Below are 15,463 nucleotides of genomic sequence, written 5' to 3' on the forward strand. Positions count from 1 at the left end.
CCTTGTCTGCTACCATACGTACATATCTATAGATAAAATACTCAGGAAATTCCTTGGAGATAAGATACTATGTATTACGACATCATACAAGCCTCAGACCTCACATTGCACCTGTTAAAAACCAGACAAGACGGATTCGTGCATTCCGTTTATCGAAAAACTGTGAACCTTTGTATTGATAAGACACTGATCGCCTTACAATCGAACGCTTCCCCTCTGTCTCCCATCAGCCTGATCGCTGATCTTTCCGAGGAGTCCCTGCGCAAACTGAACCTCTCAGAAGGTACACCTGTCAGAGTTACCGACACTTCCCTTCTGATCGGCTCTTTCCGCTTTCTGTTTCAGGGAGCCAAATCCTATTCCTCCTGTCTGCAGGAAGAACTGACGCCTGCTCAGATAGCCCTTTTAAAGGAGCGTCTGGCCGCCGTCCTGCTCTCCTCCCACACCGGAGGATTTGACGCCATCTTCCACGCCTTTCAGAAGCCCGGCCGCCCCCTTCCTTCCCCGATCTTAGAAGGCGGACGGCAGTATCTTCTGCAGGCCCGACAGGCGTTATCCCAAAAAGAGTATTCTTCTGCCTCCGTCTGCCTGTCCCGGCTCCTGGGACTGGGCATTGGTCTGACTCCCTCCGGCGACGATTTCCTTTGCGGTGTTCTGGCCGGCCTGATCCTTTCCGGAAACGGAAGCTCTTCTTTTGCTTCTTTGCTGAAGGAACAGGTTGCAGCCGACTTACACCGCACCAACACCATCAGTCAGACCTTCCTGCGCTGCGCGCTGAACCACCGGTTCAGTCCTGCCGTTCTTTCTCTTGCAAAATGTCCGGAGCCCGGAGCCATTCTGGCTTCTTTCGAAGCCATCGGACATTCCTCCGGCATAGATACCCTGTACGGGATCTTCTTCGTCCTGGACTTTATAGAAAACGGGCGGGTGTAAATGCACCTGCCCCTTTTCGCTTTAGTAACTATGCACAGTTATCTTAATCCACCATTGTATCTCTTGTATATATCGCCAATTATAATATATCTCACACTGTAACACATTGGCTAATACCGATAAATTTCAAAATATTTTATATCCATTTCGGATAAGTTTTATTTCTCTATTTTTCTTTAAGATACTCTGCAAGAATTTGATTCAAGTCTCCCACGATCCCATAGTCCGCAATCTGGAAGATCGGAGCCTCCTCATCCTGGTTGATCGCGATCATCAGCTTTGTATCCTTGATCCCTTCCGTATGCTGGATCGCCCCGGATACCCCCAGAGCAATGCAGATACGAGGACGGATGGTACATCCGGTCTGCCCCACCTGATTTTCAAAGGGAATCCACCCTTCATCTGCAATGGGTCTCGTTCCTCCCACCGCCGCATCCAGATGCCCGGCGAACCGCCGGAGCAGTTCAAAGCTTTCTGCCGTTTCCGCTCCTCTTCCGGCGATCACAACTGTTTCCGCCCCCAGGATGCTGTCCGTACAAGAGACGGCCGGACGCTTTGTTACCACCCGGATCCCGGATTCCGGCACTTCTACCTCCAAATAGCTGATCCGCGGTTCTTTTTCTCCCGTCGCCTCATAGGGCTGATACACTCCCGGTCTTACCGTCATCATCTGCGGATATACTCCCGGTCTGGTCACGATGGTCACGAATACATTTTCCCCAAAGGAGGGCTTGTTCTGCTTGATATAGAAAGAGCCGTCCTCCTCTGTTCCCACCAGCACCTCTGTACAGTCTGCCGTCAGTCCACATCCCAGCTTTACAGCTACCCGTGAAAAAATCGAGCGCCCTGTCATTGTTGCAGGAACAAGCACAACGGAGGGATCGATCCTGCGGAGCATGTCTGCGATCACCTGGCTGACTGCATCGTCCTGAAACAGGGGATCTCTTTTTGTTTTCACCGCATAGATCTCATCCAGCCCTAGCTTTTTCAGTTCTTCGATCAGCTTCTCACAGTCGTCAGAGACAACCATGGCCGATATCTGTTCCTTCGTCGTCTCCCGGATCAAATGTGCCACCGAAACAAGCTCCGCTACCACCGCTTCTATATTCCCCTGAAAGTGTTCCGCAAAAACGCAAATTCCTTTCGCCATTTAATTTTTTCCTTTCTCAATCTCTATCCACTCTCGAATTTTTGCCGCCATCTCTTCCGGTGTTCCCTTTAACATAACAGCTTTCCTTGTCCGCTCAGGAGCAAAGGAATCCGCTACCAGAGTGGGAGATCCCTTGATCCCGATCTCCTCCTGCGCAAATCCCAGCTCCTCATTCGTGTACAGCTTCAACGGTTTCTCCTTTGCCTTACGCTTCGTGCGAAGCGTTGCAAGGCGCGGCTCATTGCATCCGAAGCATACCGTCATCAAAGCCGGAAGCTGCGCCTCCAAGGTCACCTCTTCTCCCTGACACTGTTTGATTCCCCGTATTCCTTCCTTCCCGTCATACTCTATGCCCGACACTTCTGAAATATGAGGGATCCCCAGATATTCCGCTACCATTGCACCCACCTGTCCTGTTGCTCCGTCACTGGACATCGCTCCTCCTAAAATAAGTTCGAACGTCCCATATTTCCTGATGGCTCTTGCAAGAGGCTTCGCTGTCGCCAGTGTGTCTGCTCCTCCAAAGCACCGGTCTGAAATCAGCACTCCCTCCTCACAGCCAAGCGCCATGGCATCCCGCAATGATTTTTCCGCTTCTGTCGGTCCCATGGTAAAGGCAACTACCTTCCCGCCTACCTGCTCTTTTAACAGCATGGCAGCTTCAATGGCATTCAGATCGGCAGGATTCAGCATTCCTTCCATGCTCGTGCGAACCAGCGCATGTGTTTCCGGATCTACCGATACGTTGTTGGAAACAGGAACCTGTTTTATCAGAACTGCTATATTCATATGTCTCTCCTATCTACTCTTGCAGTGTCTTTCACTTCTTATTGCTCTAACAGACGCTTAAACGCCCAGTTTTCCAATAGCGGCGTGGATTCGCCCACCATGATCAGTTTCGCAAGGTCTCTGCTTGCTGCAGGCGCTTCGATCACTCCATTTCCGCCATAGCCTGTTGCCAGCAGATAGCCTTCCACCGGCGTCTCGCCAAGGATCGGCCAGAAATCCTTTGGCTCCGCTCTGTAGGACAGCCAGGAAGATACCAATCCGCTGTCTACGATTCCGGGTACCTTCGCTTCCAGCTGGTCCAGAAGGAAATCAATGAAATACTCGTCCGTTCCTCCCGTTGCCGGCAGCTTATCCGGATCCCACTGTCCTGCGTGCATCGGATTGCTCAGATCCATTGAAAGGTGAGACTTACAGATGAAAATATTGTTTCCTGCCCGCAATGCATAAAATTCCGGGTATTTTAATACCGGGAAGGTATAATCCAGCTTCTTTCCCGGAGGGCAAAGGAAAAAGGCTTCTGCTTTTGTGTGCCAGATCGGTACGTCAACACCTGCCATTTCTCCGGTAAATTTGCTCCAGGGCCCTGTACAGTCTACTACCACATCAAAGGTATACTCGATTCCTTCGCTGGTTTTCAGTCCCTTGACCTTGTTGTCTTCTACCTTTATTTCCGTTACTTCCACACCTGTTTTTACGACGCCGCCGTTTGCCTGCAGTTTTTTTGCATAGGTGTTGGAGATCATGGTGCCGTCAAAATATCCGTCATCCTGGGTATAGCCTGCTCCCAGAATATTTTCCGTGGAAATATCCGGAAGGATTTCCTTGATCCGATCTTTATCGGTGATGTATTCCCCTGTATAGCCTGCCGCTTTTGCAAGAGCGATCCCCGTCTGAATGACCTTTTCCACTTCCTCATTGGTAGCTACCACCAGTGTCCCCGTTTTATCAAATCCTGCTGATCCCTTTTCTTCTGCCTCCATTTTCAGGTAAGACTCAAACCCATAGAGACGCACGTCCCAGTATCGGTTTTTCAAAGAATCGTCAAACAGGCATACTGTTCCGGCAGATTTTGCCGTAGAGGCTCCTCCCACTGTATTCTTCTCAAACACCGTAACTTCCGCCTGATCGTAAAGACTCAGATGATAACCCAGACAGGTTCCTGAAATTCCTCCGCCGATGATCCCAATTCTCTTTTTCTCCATTTGTGTGCCCTTCCTTTCTTTTTTATTTCTAACATGAGTTATTTCATGTTATCTACTTTTAATACGGTATGTAATAATACCTCGCAGCCTTTTTTCATCTCTTCTTTTTCTGTCCGCTCATATCTGGAATGGCTGATCCCGCCCTTGCTTGGTACAAAAATCATGCCTGTGGGAAATGCCTGTGCCATCGCCAGAGAATCATGAAATGCTCCGCTGGGAAGGATCGTGTAGCTATAGTCCATCTCCTTGGCCGCCTCCTCGATCTGTTTCCTCAGCCAGTCCTGCATTGGCTGCGGATCATGGTCCGAGATTTTCTGCACCCGAAATTCCAATCCGCTTTTTCGGCAGACTTCCTCCAGATATGCGAAAGCGTTTTTCTCTACCGCCTCCATGATTTCTCGTTCCTGATCCCGGATCTCCAGATGAAACCGGCAGTTTCCCGGGATCACATTGACAGAATTGGGAGAGACCTGTATGGTTCCCACCGTCGCTACGGTAAACTCCTTTCCGGTTTTCTTTACGATTTCAGGGATTTCTCCGATCAGCTCCGCCGCTGCTACCAGTGCATCTTTTCTGTCTCCCATGGCTGTACTTCCTGCATGGTTTGCCTCGCCGAAAATCTCCACCTCAAATCTTACTACTCCGGCGATAGAAGAAACGACTCCGATCGCTTTTTCTTCTCTGTCCAGCCTCGCTCCCTGCTCCACATGAAGCTCCAGAAAGCATTTAACATCCTTTGGCTCCTTCTTTGCTTTCCACACGTCTTCCATCCGGATCCCATAGCTCTTTTCCATCACTTCCTTCTGCCTGTTTCCGCATCCGTCCGCCTCTTCCTCTGACACCTCCAGCGGCTGTCCACAGATAGCGCTGCTTCCAAACAGTCCGCTTCCGAACCTTGCCCCTTCCTCATCTGTAAAAACGATTACTTCAATGGGATGATCGGGAATGTATCCTGCTTTTTTCATAGCCTCACATACCGCCAGGCCTCCCACGCAGCCGGCAGCGCCGTCATATCTGCCTCCATCGGGAACGGTATCCAGATGAGAGCCCAGCAGGATCGCCGGCAAAGCCGGATTCCTTCCTTCCATTCTGGCAATCAGATTCCCCGCTTCGTCTACCCGCGTGGAAATTCCGATTTCTGCAAACCATCCCGCAAACAGCCTTCTTCCTTCCTGATCCTCTTTTGAGTAGGCGATCCTGGAAAATGTGCCGTCCGGCTGTTTTCCACATTGATAAAGTTCCTCCAAATAAAACATGACTTTTTCTGCGTCAATGACCATTCTCTTTTCCTCCCTGTCAGGTTCCACAAGAACAGAAGGTTATTTTTGTGCAATTTATCCTATTATTCCCTTTTCTTTTTCTTTCCCCTGTGTATATTCGTCATTGTAGTTTATTTTTTAACAATTTTCATCGTCATTTCATGATAAAAAACAAAAACCATTTTATCTTTCTCAGATAAAATGGTTTTTGTTTTGCTCCCCGGCAGTACGAAGAAGCAGGCATCCTGCTCCTACCCCTTCTTTAATTTGTCTAGGATCTTACATGCCACAAGCCCGATTCGCACACTCAGCATTTCTCTTGCATCATCAAAGCGCATTCCTGTCATCATTCCGATTTTTTCGATCCGGTAAGCCACCGTCTTGTAGTGGATGTGCAGCTCCTGCGCCGTTTTCATCAGATTTTGATTATAATCCAGGTAGGTGGAAAGCGTCAGGATCCATTCCCTCTTTTGACTTTTATGATCCCTATACAGCTTCTGGAGAGTCTCCGGTATATATTCCTGTAATTCTTCCTCCTTCAACCCTGACAGCAGCTTCAGGATTCCCATGTCGGAAAACAACAGGATATCAGACTTCTCCTTTCCAAAGATGCTGCCTGCAATATCCAGGAATCCCAACGCATCCTCCGCTTCCCGGTAGCTATACTTCAAATTGACGATACCGTCTACTTTTTTCCCCACTCCCGCCTTGATCTCAAAGCCTTTTTTCTGCTCCCGCAGAAACTCTTTCAATTTTTCTATGGCAGCCTGCATGTCTTTTCTAAATTCACATTCATGCTTTTCCATTTCTTCCGTTTCTACTACGATGACCTTATCCAGGTCATTGGATATCACGGCTCCCGGGAACACCCTGCGGATTCTTTCTTTCAGAAGGTTTACATCATCCATCCGGACGTTGATGTCTTTTGGCTCCTTCCCTCTCTTATATTCCATCCCGAAAACAACGACCCGGTACATCCCTCCAAAGGACATGCCAAGCAGGCTTACATTTTTCTTCATATCCTCGATGAAGTGGATCTCTCCGTGCAAAATGTTATGCAAAATATCATTTTGATACTTTTTCTCCAGTTCCAGTACCGCATATCTTCTTGACAGTTCATATTGCAGAGCAGATACCGCACTGTCGATCGCAATATAATCCATGGCGTCCAGTTTTTCCCCGATCTCTGTCACCACCAGATACATCTGGATCCCAAACATCCTCTTCATGCGGACTACGTACTGGTCAACCGCTCTTCCTTCTCCATAAATGTATACACTTCTCTTCATGTACTGGTAGTTGGAGGCGATTTCAGGATCTACCTGGATCAGTTCTCCCGAAACCTCCAGATCAGTGGGAACGGTTTTTGTCTCTCCGATGCAAACCCCATTTTGATCATACACCCCCGTCGGATTGCTGATGAGCTTGCCCAGTACCGTCAGCAGCTTCACGATCCCGTCCTCTTCCGGTTTCAAAGACAGTACTAGCGCCTCGAAATTATCTCTGGTCGTCTTAAAATATTTCAGCCGTTTTACCTCGTCACTAAACAGCTCCCCCATGATCACTTCCATAATGTCCTTAAACGAAGTATCAAAATCCACAGACAGACAGGGAATCTCCCTGCGATTCGCATAAGCCTTGAACATTTCTACTTTTTCTTCTGCAAAGTCAATGTTCCGTCCTCGTTTCAGGATCACCGCACTGATCTTTTTTTGCTCCAGTTCCCGGATATAGCCTTCCATTTCCAACAGGCTGCAGGATTTGAAGGCATACAGTCCCGTCAGAAGCACTTCGCCGCCATTGATAAATTTGACAATATCCGGCGCTTCAATGATCGTCACTCCCCCGATCTCATTATCCAGATGATCTTCTCCGGCAATCACCCTCATTTTCCCCAAACCACTCTGCTCCATCAAATCTCTCACACGATATTTCATGCTTTATCCTCTCCTATCCTTCCACCTGGTCTGCAGTCGTCTTTTTGTCTGCTCCAAAACCCGCACAGCCTCTTTTGCGGGAATCTGTTTCAAAGTTTCTGCAAGCCCGGCAAAGCCGGTCATGGATGTTTGCCAGAGTTTCTTCTACCGGTAGGTTTCCGTCCTTGGCATCTAAGCTTTTCGGATCATATCTTTTTTAATCTCCGCCAGCGAATCTGCTCCGCACATTTCCATAGTATCCTTTAGTTCCCCGCCTATTTTCTCCACGTAAAGCTTCACCCCTTCTTCGCCGCCTCCGTATACCGCCGTTACAAAAGGCCGTGCCAGGATCACTCCGTCGGCGCCAAGAGCCAGCGCCTTAAATACATCCACGCCCGAGCGAATACCGCCGTCTACAAAGACGCGCATACTTCCCTCCACTGCCTCTACAATCTCTTCTAACACCTCCGCCGTAGCAGGACACTGATCCAGCACCCGTCCGCCGTGATTGGATACGATGATAGCCGATGCGCCTGCCTGCTTTGCTTTCAGTGCGCCCTTTCCTGTCATGATCCCTTTCACGATAAACGGAACAGAGGCGGCGTCCACAATTTCCCGCAGCTCCTCTACGGATTTTCTTCCTGCCGGAGGCACCATGTTTTTCAGGAAGGGAAGTCCTGCTGCATCTACGTCCATCGCAACCGCAAACGCGCCCGAATCCTGCACCTGCCGCATTTTCTCCCGAATGGTTTCCAGGTTCCACGGCTTTATGGTGGGGATCCCCAGTCCTTTCGCCTTTTTTACCGCCTCCGTTGCCGCTTTCATCACCTCTGCGTTCACGCCGTCTCCCGTCATTGCCACGATCCCTGCCTGCGCACAGGCGGATACGAGAACGTCATTGTAGGAAGCGTCATTGTATTTCTCTCCATAATGCAGGTTGACCGCGCCTACAGGACCTGCAAAAAAAGGATAGCGGAACTTACGTCCAAACATTTCAAATGTGGTATCCACTTCCTGTTTCTCTGTCAGGGTGTCCATCTGCACCCGAATTTCCTGCCACTTCTCATAATTACGGATGGCCGTATCTCCAACGCCTTTTGCCCCGGGTCCCGGTATCTGATTCCTGCAGGCTTTCCCGTTACACACCGGACAGGCTTTGCAGAATTTTCCAATTTCTCCCTGTGCTGCTTTTAGCATCTCTTCGTATGTCATTTGCCTTCCCTCTTTCTCTTGAAATTTATCTTGATCTGTTTTTTACAAAACAGCAAGTATCTTTCTCACTCTTTTTTGCTTTCTTCTTTCACGGTTCCCTTTCGCGGTTTTCTTTGCGGTTTTCTTTCTCCGTCCCTTTTTCTGTTTTCTATTTCGCACTTTTTGAAAGATAGCTTCCGTATGTGAACTGGCTTCATCTTACTCTGAAAAGCGGCGCAATGCAAGTCCGTTTCCCCTTACTACCTTTTTTCTCATCGACAGATCGCCGACAACTGAGTTGACAGCAAGTATGAGGTGTGATATTTTTATATCATAATGTGATAAATATACCACATTTTAGATTTATACGGATATCACTTACGGAAAAACAGATCATTGAAAAACATAAGAAAAAAGGAGGCATTTTTATGAGAAAAAGAATCAATCCAATTGGATTTTTATCTATTGTTTCATCTATTTCCATTCTTGGGATCTTCACTAAAAATCCCGGATGGTTCGGATTTTTGGGATTCTTGTTCTATTTACGGTACTTTTGGGTCATCCCCGATGAATCGTTTTGGAAAAACATTGAGAAATCAGCAACAATAGCTTTTTTGGTTCAGTTGTTCGCCCTCATTCCGACGCTGATGATCCTGGGTCTTTTCATAAAAAGAGAAAACTATATTCCCGAATCTTTCGGCATTTGCTTTTCCATAGCAGTTTTATGCTTTACATTATCTGTTACCATACTAGAGTGGAGAGAATTTAAAGGGATCAGTCATGATTAAAAACAGAATCAGAGAATATCGGGCAAAATACCACATGAGTCAGGAAGAGCTGGCTCAAAAAGTCGGCGTAAGAAGAGAAACCATAGGAAATCTGGAAAACGGAAGATATAATCCTTCCCTCGTATTGGCCTGGAATATCGCAAAACAGTTCCAGGTATCCATCGAAGAAATGTTTACAGTTGAGAATGATCTGTCATGAAATAAAAATAACGGAAACCCATATAGTATTGGATTTCCGCTGTTTGCTTTTATGAGCGTGCGGGGATTCGAACCCCGGACAACTTGATTAAAAGTCAAGTGCTCTACCGACTGAGCTACACGCCCGCAACTGGGCTAGTTGGATTCGAACCAACGAGTGCAGGAGTCAAAGTCCTGTGCCTTACCGCTTGGCGATAGCCCAATAAAAGAAAAAAGGGTGGGTAGTGGGACTCGAACCCACGATATCCAGAACCACAATCTGGCGCGCTAACCAACTGCACCATACCCACCATGTATCTACCTACCGGACTAAGACCGATGAAGTACCCAATATTAAGTTGTGTGGTTCCAACGAGCCTGGGGGGATTCGAACCCTCGACCTACGGCTTAGAAGGCCGTTGCTCTATCCAGCTGAGCTACAGACTCACAGGCCAAACAGAAACCGTCTAACCATTTTCCCGGGCATTTCTGCTCCAAGAAAAGCGGGTGATGGGAATCGAACCCACGTATCTAGCTTGGAAGGCTAGTGTTCTACCATTGAACTACACCCGCACACGATCGGGGTGACAGGATTTGAACCTGCGACCTCCTGGTCCCAAACCAGGCGCTCTAGCCAAGCTGAGCCACACCCCGACATTGTCGCACGATCGTCATCAGGCAATTTGCCGTGACACATTAGTCATTATATAGTACCAACTTTTAAATGTCAATCATTTTTTTCTTGAAATCTTCTGCTTTTTTATGATACAATGGTTCGGTATGAGAGGTGGATAATTTTGTAGTCCCCCTCCCTGAAAGGAAATGCAACATTTCCGCTGGAGATGTACCCAAGTGGCTGAAGGGTCCGGATTCGAAATCCGGTAGGTCGGCTTCGCCGGCGCGAGGGTTCAAATCCCTCCATCTCCGTCTATCCCAAAGCCTGCTGATGATTTTCCGTCATCGGCGGGCTTTTTATGTGCAGCCTTCCGGTCGCTCAAGATCGGATCAAAAAAACAGAAAATACTTAACCTGTAAGCATTTCCTGTTTCTCAAAAGCGGAGAGGGTGGGATTCGAACCCACGCGCCCTTGCGGACAAACGGTTTTCAAGACCGCCTCGTTATGACCACTTCGATACCCCTCCGTATCCTATTCTGCCGCGATCTGGCGACATGGTGTATTCTATCACACCTGGCAGGTTCCGTCAATATTTTTTCCCGCCTCCCATCTATCGTCTATCGTCCTGTTCATAGACTCCCGTTTATCATCTCCCTTTTATAACCTCCTGTCCCCTCTTTATGGACCAGGCACAAAGCCCGGTTTTCTTCCTTTGTGCCTGATCCTCTTTTTGCCTGCCTGATTTTTCTACTTCTATCATCCGATCCATTTGCCGTTTCCGTCAAATCGGTAGCTTGTCCCCGATACGGACAGCGCCACCCCGGCTGCCATCACTCCATTGCCTTTCAGATAATACCAGTTGCCTCCCGTATATAACCATCCTGTTCTCATGACACCGTTTCCTTCCAGGTAATACCAGGATCCTCCCGTATACAGCCACCCTGTTTTCATAACGCCGGTGCCTTCCAGGTAGTACCAGCTGCCACCTTCCCGAAGCCAGCCCGTTTTCATGGCTCCTGTCTCATCCAGATAATACCAGTTGCCTCCCGTGTGCAGCCAACCTGTCTGCATGATGCCTGTTTCTCCCAGGTAATACCAACTGCCGCCTGTGTACAGCCAACCTGTCTTCATGACGCCGTTTCCATCCAGAAAGTACCACGCATCACCTTCTTTGAGCCAGCCCGTCTGCATCTGCGCCGTTTTCTTGTCAAAGAAATACCAGCTTCCGCCGATTCCGACCCATCCCTTTGCCGCTTTGCTTTCGTAAGTCAGGTAATACCAGTGTCCGCCTGTCTGTATCCAGCGACAGCATTCCAGATATCCGACCACATTGAAATAATAGATTTCTCCTTCTATTTCTACCGCTTCTGCCTTCGGATAACTCCCGTCTCCATATTGATACCATTTTCCGGTCTGATCTTCTTTCCACCCTTCCCGGATCTGTGGATCTTCCTCAATCGGCTCCGTCTCGGCTTCCTTTTTCTGTTGATACAGGTTCTTCAGAATCGGCTCCGTTCCCTTGGCTTTTACACCGATCCAGATCTGATATTGCAGTTCCTTTCCCGTCTTATTTTCAGGAATATGCAGAACTGCCGAAGTCGCAGACGTCTTCTCCACCGTCACCTCCATCTGCTCCACCCTTGTATCCGTTCCTTTTTCAAAAGCCTCCACCGTCACATTCCAGTTGTCCGTTTTCAGGTTTTCTCCCTCCAGTGTCAGTGTCGGCTCACCGCCTTCTGCCGTAATCTCCTCACAGCAAAGCCTTGCATTCTGAATTACCGGAGGCAGTGTAGGCTCCGGCTTTACATCCGGTTTCGGCGCATCTGTATCTGCCGTCCCATACTGGGTCAGCTTCATGGTTTTTTCATATCGCCCTGCCTTTGCCGTGATAATGTGCTCTTTTCTTCCCGCTTCCGGATTTTCCTGAAAAAACAGGGTATACGTCAGGTTTTCATCATTTGGATGCTCCACCTTTTCAATCATGACACTTTCCGGATGAGAAAACTCCAACGTAACGTTTTCCTTTGTCAGATGCTTACCCTTTACCCAGACAACCACTTCATCTCCGGCCTGATACAGATCTCCAAAGCACATGGCATTGCGAACCCACCAAAGCTCCGGCTCTCCCGTTTCTTCCCTTCTGGGAATCCGAACCTCATAGCTTGTTTCAAAAGCAATTTTTCCCTTTGTTTCCGGAGTAGGGAAAAACTGCACCTCATAAACCTCCTCGCCGCCGGTCTCATTTTCAGGGAATAGGATCTTGATGCTTTGGGATTCTCCCTCCCCTTCCCTGACGATCTGAAACAGATCCAGCTTCTGAGCAAATAACCCCATCTTTATGCGGACACCTACCTCTTTCAGGTTTTCTCCCTGTGCCAAAAACTCTACCTGCTTCCTGCCTTCTGACATAGTTTCTGTTTTCCGGGTCACCTGCCTGATCACAGCTTCCTGCCCCGCCGTCTGTTCCTCTTCCAGACTTTCTTTCGCCGCCGGGCTGCTACCGGTCTCTGTCTCCCTTTCTGCCGCCAGCGCTGCCACGCTTCCCTGTGTTGCCAGCAGTGCAAACGCCAGCATCCATCCCACTACTTTTTTTCTCATCTTGTCCTCCTCTTTCTGCTCTCCAAAAAGTGGCTGCCTGTTTACTCTGTGCCGCCCTTCCTTCTGATTTTTCTTCTGCTATTTTAGCAAATTCCCCGGGCTTCCTCTATAACATTCAGGCGTCTGACCGATTGTTTTTTTTAATAAAAAAAGTAATTTATAGGTTTTTTCTATTCTGATTTTTCCTGCTTTTCCACTCTGTTTATCAGGTTTTTATCTATTTTTCTATGGTGATATATGCTTTCCAGTATCCGGTCGATTGATCCGCTACTTTGCCATCTTACTTCTTTTTCCCGCATCTCCCTACAAATACTTGATCCAAGCCTCCGGCTCTTTTCCCTCCTCCAGCACCAGGATCATATAGCTGGGTCTTCGCCCCTCCTGACGGGGATGTGTCAGACTGCCGGGGTTGAGGATGAGAAGATTTTCTTCCCTGTGGATCACCGGCCTATGCGTGTGACCATAAAGGGCAATATCCGCCCCCCTGCCCCTTGCTTCCCGCTTCAACTGCTCTTCTCCTACAGAAACATAGTACGCATGCCCATGGCACAAAAAGAGGTGCCAGCCCTCCAGAAACAGCTCCTTCTCTCTGGGAAGATCGGAAAAAAAATCATTATTTCCCCGGACAAAATGCGCCGGACAGTTCACGGAATAGCGGATAGCATCCTCTCCTTTTTCCACATCTCCCAGATGGATCAGAAGATCCATTCCCTCTTCCTTCTCCAGCACTTTGTCTACATTGATATGCGAACCATGTGTATCACTGATGATCAAAAGCTTCATGCTTCCTTCCTACTCCTTTGCCCCTTCTCTTTCTTCCAGGATCTGCCGCATTTTTCGCAGTCCCACTCCTCTGTGGCTGAGGCTGTTCTTCTTTTCCGGTGAAAGCTGGGCGCTGGTGCATCCATACTCCGGTAAAAAAAAGATCGGATCATAGCCAAATCCATTTTCTCCCGCAATCTCTTCCGCAATCCGCCCTTCCATCGTTCCCCGCACTACCTCCTGTTCCTTGTTGGGAAATACCGCCGCAATGGCACACACAAACCGTGCCGTTCTCTGGGAGGGTTCTGCCTTCGCCAGTCTCTCCAGGATCACCCGGTTTTTTTTGTCATAAGAGGTGTCTTCTCCCAGATACCTGGCAGAATAAATTCCCGGTTCTCCTCCCAGATAGTCGATCTCCAGTCCGGAATCATCTGCCAGCACTATCGCTTTCGGATATCGCTTATGGGCTTCCTTCGCCACCGCCCGTGCTTTTATGATGGCATTTTCTTCGAAGGTCTGACCGTCCTCCACAACATCCACAAAAATCCCCGCTTCCTTTTGAGATAAAATCTGGAATTCCCCCTGTTTTTCTCCCAGGATCATCCGGATCTCTTCCATTTTGTGTGCATTTCCCGTGGCAAAAATAATCTCTCTCATTATCCTTCTCTCCTTCTTGGCGGTTTTGGTCCTAAAAACTGATAGAAATAGGTTTTCAGCATCCCATTGTAAATTTTTCTATTTTTGTCTGCCTTTCTCCCGAAATATTGCTCCGCTTCCTCATAAGAAGTGATCATATAGGTGGACCAGGTGGGCATCTCTTTCATCCGTTCCCCTAAAGTCCTGTACAGCGCCGGAAGATCTTTCTTTTCCTCCAGCCTTTCTCCATAGGGCGGATTGGTAATGACGAACCCGTATTTTCCCGAATGACTCAGCCTGGATACTTCCCTTTCCTGAAAATGGATATATTCCTCCACGCCTGCTTCTGCAGCATTGTTTCTGGCCACCCGAACCACCTGTGGATCTGCATCATACCCCTGAATGTCCATTTCCACCTGCTGCCGGATCCCGTCATGCGCCTCGTCGATCGTCCGATACCAGGCCTGCCGGGGAATCAGGTTGTCCCACTCTTCCGATAAAAATGACCGATTCATACCCGGTGCGATATTTGCGCCGATCATCGCTGCTTCAATGGGAAATGTTCCGCTGCCGCAAAAAGGATCCACCAGGATCCGGTCTTTTCTCCAGGGAGTCAGAAGGATCAGGGCTGCTGCCAGCGTTTCTGTGATGGGCGCTTTTCCCGCTATCGCCCGGTATCCTCGCTTATGCAAAGAGGCTCCGGAAGTCTCGATCCCCACCGTCACCACATCTTTTTTCAGAAAGACACGCACCGGATAAGAGCTGCCGTCTTCCTGAAACCAGTCGATCCCGTATTTGGCCTGCAGCCGCTTTACCATGGCCTTCTTCATGATCGACTGGATATCCGAAGGGCTAAACAGTTTGCTTTTTACAGAAGCAGCCTTGGCTACCCAGAATTTCCCGTCTTTGGGAATATAATTTTCCCAGGGAATTTCCCTCGTTTTTTCAAACAGCTCTTCAAAGGTAGTGGCACGAAAGCTTCCCACCTTCCATAAGATCCTTTCTGCCGTTCTCAGAAACACATTGGCCCGGCAAACCGCCTCCACATCTCCGCAAAATGTAACTCTACCGTCCTCCACCTCTGTGATCTCATATCCCAGATCCACAATCTCTTTTTTCAGCACCGACTCCAGGCCAAAGTGGCAGGGTGCGATCAGTTCTATCCTATTCATGCTTCTCCCTATTCTGCACTTTTCTCCCTTGAAAAATGCTCTTTCTGTTTTTTAACTTTTTCTTAATATTTTTTTACTTTTTCTGCTTGCTTTTTCAATTCCTCTATATTATACTGAATCTTGTAGGAAGGATACTTCCTACACCCCTTATTAATTATTTATACTCCCCTCAAAAGACCGATGGCTCCCCCATCGGTCTTTTACTGATCTGACGGATTCTGTTTCAGGCTCCAAAGCAGCCTTTTTTCAGGTATCTTTCCTGCCGCTTCACTTT

13 protein-coding genes and 8 tRNA genes are annotated in these 15,463 nt (G+C 48.4%); 4 read left to right on the plus strand and 17 right to left on the minus strand.

Features of this window, described 5'->3' with window-relative positions:
- Window positions 1-69 precede the first annotated feature (69 nt).
- Entirely contained in the window at window positions 70-933 is an 864-nt protein-coding gene (locus SOW26_RS08780; RefSeq protein ID WP_320652257.1) for an oxamate carbamoyltransferase subunit AllH family protein, read from the plus strand.
- Between the two features lie 166 nt (window positions 934-1,099).
- Here SOW26_RS08780 and SOW26_RS08785 read toward each other — a convergent pair whose 3' ends face one another.
- The 6 genes from SOW26_RS08785 to SOW26_RS08810 all read right to left on the minus strand — a co-directional run bounded on the left by SOW26_RS08785 (window position 1,100) and on the right by SOW26_RS08810 (window position 8,461).
- Window positions 1,100-2,083 carry an electron transfer flavoprotein subunit alpha/FixB family protein gene (locus SOW26_RS08785; RefSeq protein WP_276959055.1) on the minus strand — a complete coding sequence of 328 codons (984 nt, stop codon included), beginning with the start codon at window positions 2,081-2,083 and terminating at the stop codon, window positions 1,100-1,102.
- Window positions 2,084-2,872 carry an electron transfer flavoprotein subunit beta/FixA family protein gene (locus SOW26_RS08790; RefSeq protein WP_320652258.1) on the minus strand — a complete coding sequence of 263 codons (789 nt, stop codon included), beginning with the start codon at window positions 2,870-2,872 and terminating at the stop codon, window positions 2,084-2,086.
- A 38-nt stretch (window positions 2,873-2,910) separates the two neighbouring features.
- Window positions 2,911-4,074 carry an NAD(P)/FAD-dependent oxidoreductase gene (locus SOW26_RS08795; RefSeq protein WP_276959051.1) on the minus strand — a complete coding sequence of 388 codons (1,164 nt, stop codon included), beginning with the start codon at window positions 4,072-4,074 and terminating at the stop codon, window positions 2,911-2,913.
- A 38-nt stretch (window positions 4,075-4,112) separates the two neighbouring features.
- Window positions 4,113-5,354 (minus strand): Zn-dependent hydrolase, encoded by a 1,242-nt coding sequence (locus tag SOW26_RS08800; protein ID WP_276959049.1) that lies wholly within the window; start codon window positions 5,352-5,354, stop codon window positions 4,113-4,115.
- 230 nt (window positions 5,355-5,584) lie between these two features.
- Complete coding sequence (locus tag SOW26_RS08805; RefSeq protein ID WP_154476594.1) at window positions 5,585-7,270, minus strand: PucR family transcriptional regulator; 1,686 nt, start codon at window positions 7,268-7,270, stop codon at window positions 5,585-5,587.
- Window positions 7,271-7,441: 171 nt separating this feature from the next.
- A complete protein-coding gene (locus tag SOW26_RS08810; protein WP_320652259.1) occupies window positions 7,442-8,461 on the minus strand; it encodes an alpha-hydroxy-acid oxidizing protein in 1,020 nt (339 codons plus the stop codon).
- 407 nt (window positions 8,462-8,868) lie between these two features.
- Between SOW26_RS08810 and SOW26_RS08815 the strand changes: the two genes are divergently transcribed.
- Window positions 8,869-9,228, plus strand: a complete 360-nt coding sequence (locus SOW26_RS08815; RefSeq protein WP_320652260.1) for a DUF3796 domain-containing protein — start codon at window positions 8,869-8,871, stop codon at window positions 9,226-9,228.
- A complete protein-coding gene (locus SOW26_RS08820) occupies window positions 9,221-9,427 on the plus strand; it encodes a helix-turn-helix transcriptional regulator (protein ID WP_276959043.1) in 207 nt (68 codons plus the stop codon). The genes SOW26_RS08815 and SOW26_RS08820 overlap by 8 nt, the downstream gene beginning before the upstream one ends.
- A gap of 52 nt (window positions 9,428-9,479) precedes the next feature.
- Here SOW26_RS08820 and SOW26_RS08825 read toward each other — a convergent pair.
- From SOW26_RS08825 to SOW26_RS08850, 6 genes are all read right to left on the minus strand, one after another.
- Window positions 9,480-9,552, minus strand: a tRNA-Lys gene (locus tag SOW26_RS08825).
- A gap of 4 nt (window positions 9,553-9,556) precedes the next feature.
- Window positions 9,557-9,628 (minus strand) — tRNA-Gln (locus tag SOW26_RS08830).
- Window positions 9,629-9,642: 14 nt separating this feature from the next.
- A tRNA-His gene (locus tag SOW26_RS08835) sits at window positions 9,643-9,716 on the minus strand.
- Window positions 9,717-9,778: 62 nt separating this feature from the next.
- Window positions 9,779-9,852 (minus strand) — tRNA-Arg (locus SOW26_RS08840).
- 55 nt (window positions 9,853-9,907) lie between these two features.
- Window positions 9,908-9,978 (minus strand) — tRNA-Gly (locus tag SOW26_RS08845).
- Window positions 9,979-9,984: 6 nt separating this feature from the next.
- A tRNA-Pro gene (locus SOW26_RS08850) sits at window positions 9,985-10,059 on the minus strand.
- A gap of 184 nt (window positions 10,060-10,243) precedes the next feature.
- Here SOW26_RS08850 and SOW26_RS08855 point away from each other — a divergent pair.
- Window positions 10,244-10,332 (plus strand) — tRNA-Ser (locus SOW26_RS08855).
- A 129-nt stretch (window positions 10,333-10,461) separates the two neighbouring features.
- Here the strand turns inward: SOW26_RS08855 and SOW26_RS08860 are convergent.
- The 5 genes from SOW26_RS08860 to SOW26_RS08880 form a co-directional block, all read right to left on the minus strand.
- Window positions 10,462-10,547: transfer RNA gene (locus SOW26_RS08860), tRNA-Ser, on the minus strand.
- Between the two features lie 230 nt (window positions 10,548-10,777).
- A complete protein-coding gene (locus SOW26_RS08865) occupies window positions 10,778-12,619 on the minus strand; it encodes an N-acetylmuramoyl-L-alanine amidase family protein (RefSeq protein WP_320652261.1) in 1,842 nt (613 codons plus the stop codon).
- Window positions 12,620-12,922: 303 nt separating this feature from the next.
- Window positions 12,923-13,402, minus strand: coding sequence for a metallophosphoesterase family protein (locus SOW26_RS08870; RefSeq protein ID WP_276959039.1), 480 nt, complete (start codon window positions 13,400-13,402; stop codon window positions 12,923-12,925).
- A 9-nt stretch (window positions 13,403-13,411) separates the two neighbouring features.
- The gene (gene rdgB / locus SOW26_RS08875; RefSeq protein WP_472910319.1) at window positions 13,412-14,041 is read right to left on the minus strand and encodes an RdgB/HAM1 family non-canonical purine NTP pyrophosphatase; all 630 of its coding nucleotides are present in this window, start codon (window positions 14,039-14,041) and stop codon (window positions 13,412-13,414) included.
- Window positions 14,038-15,189 (minus strand): THUMP domain-containing class I SAM-dependent RNA methyltransferase, encoded by a 1,152-nt coding sequence (locus SOW26_RS08880; RefSeq protein ID WP_154476606.1) that lies wholly within the window; start codon window positions 15,187-15,189, stop codon window positions 14,038-14,040. The genes rdgB and SOW26_RS08880 overlap by 4 nt, the downstream gene beginning before the upstream one ends.
- Window positions 15,190-15,463: the final 274 nt, after the last annotated feature.

The organism is Suipraeoptans intestinalis (assembly GCF_034091795.1).
GTDB classification, from domain to species: Bacteria; Bacillota; Clostridia; order Lachnospirales; family Lachnospiraceae; genus Suipraeoptans; species Suipraeoptans intestinalis.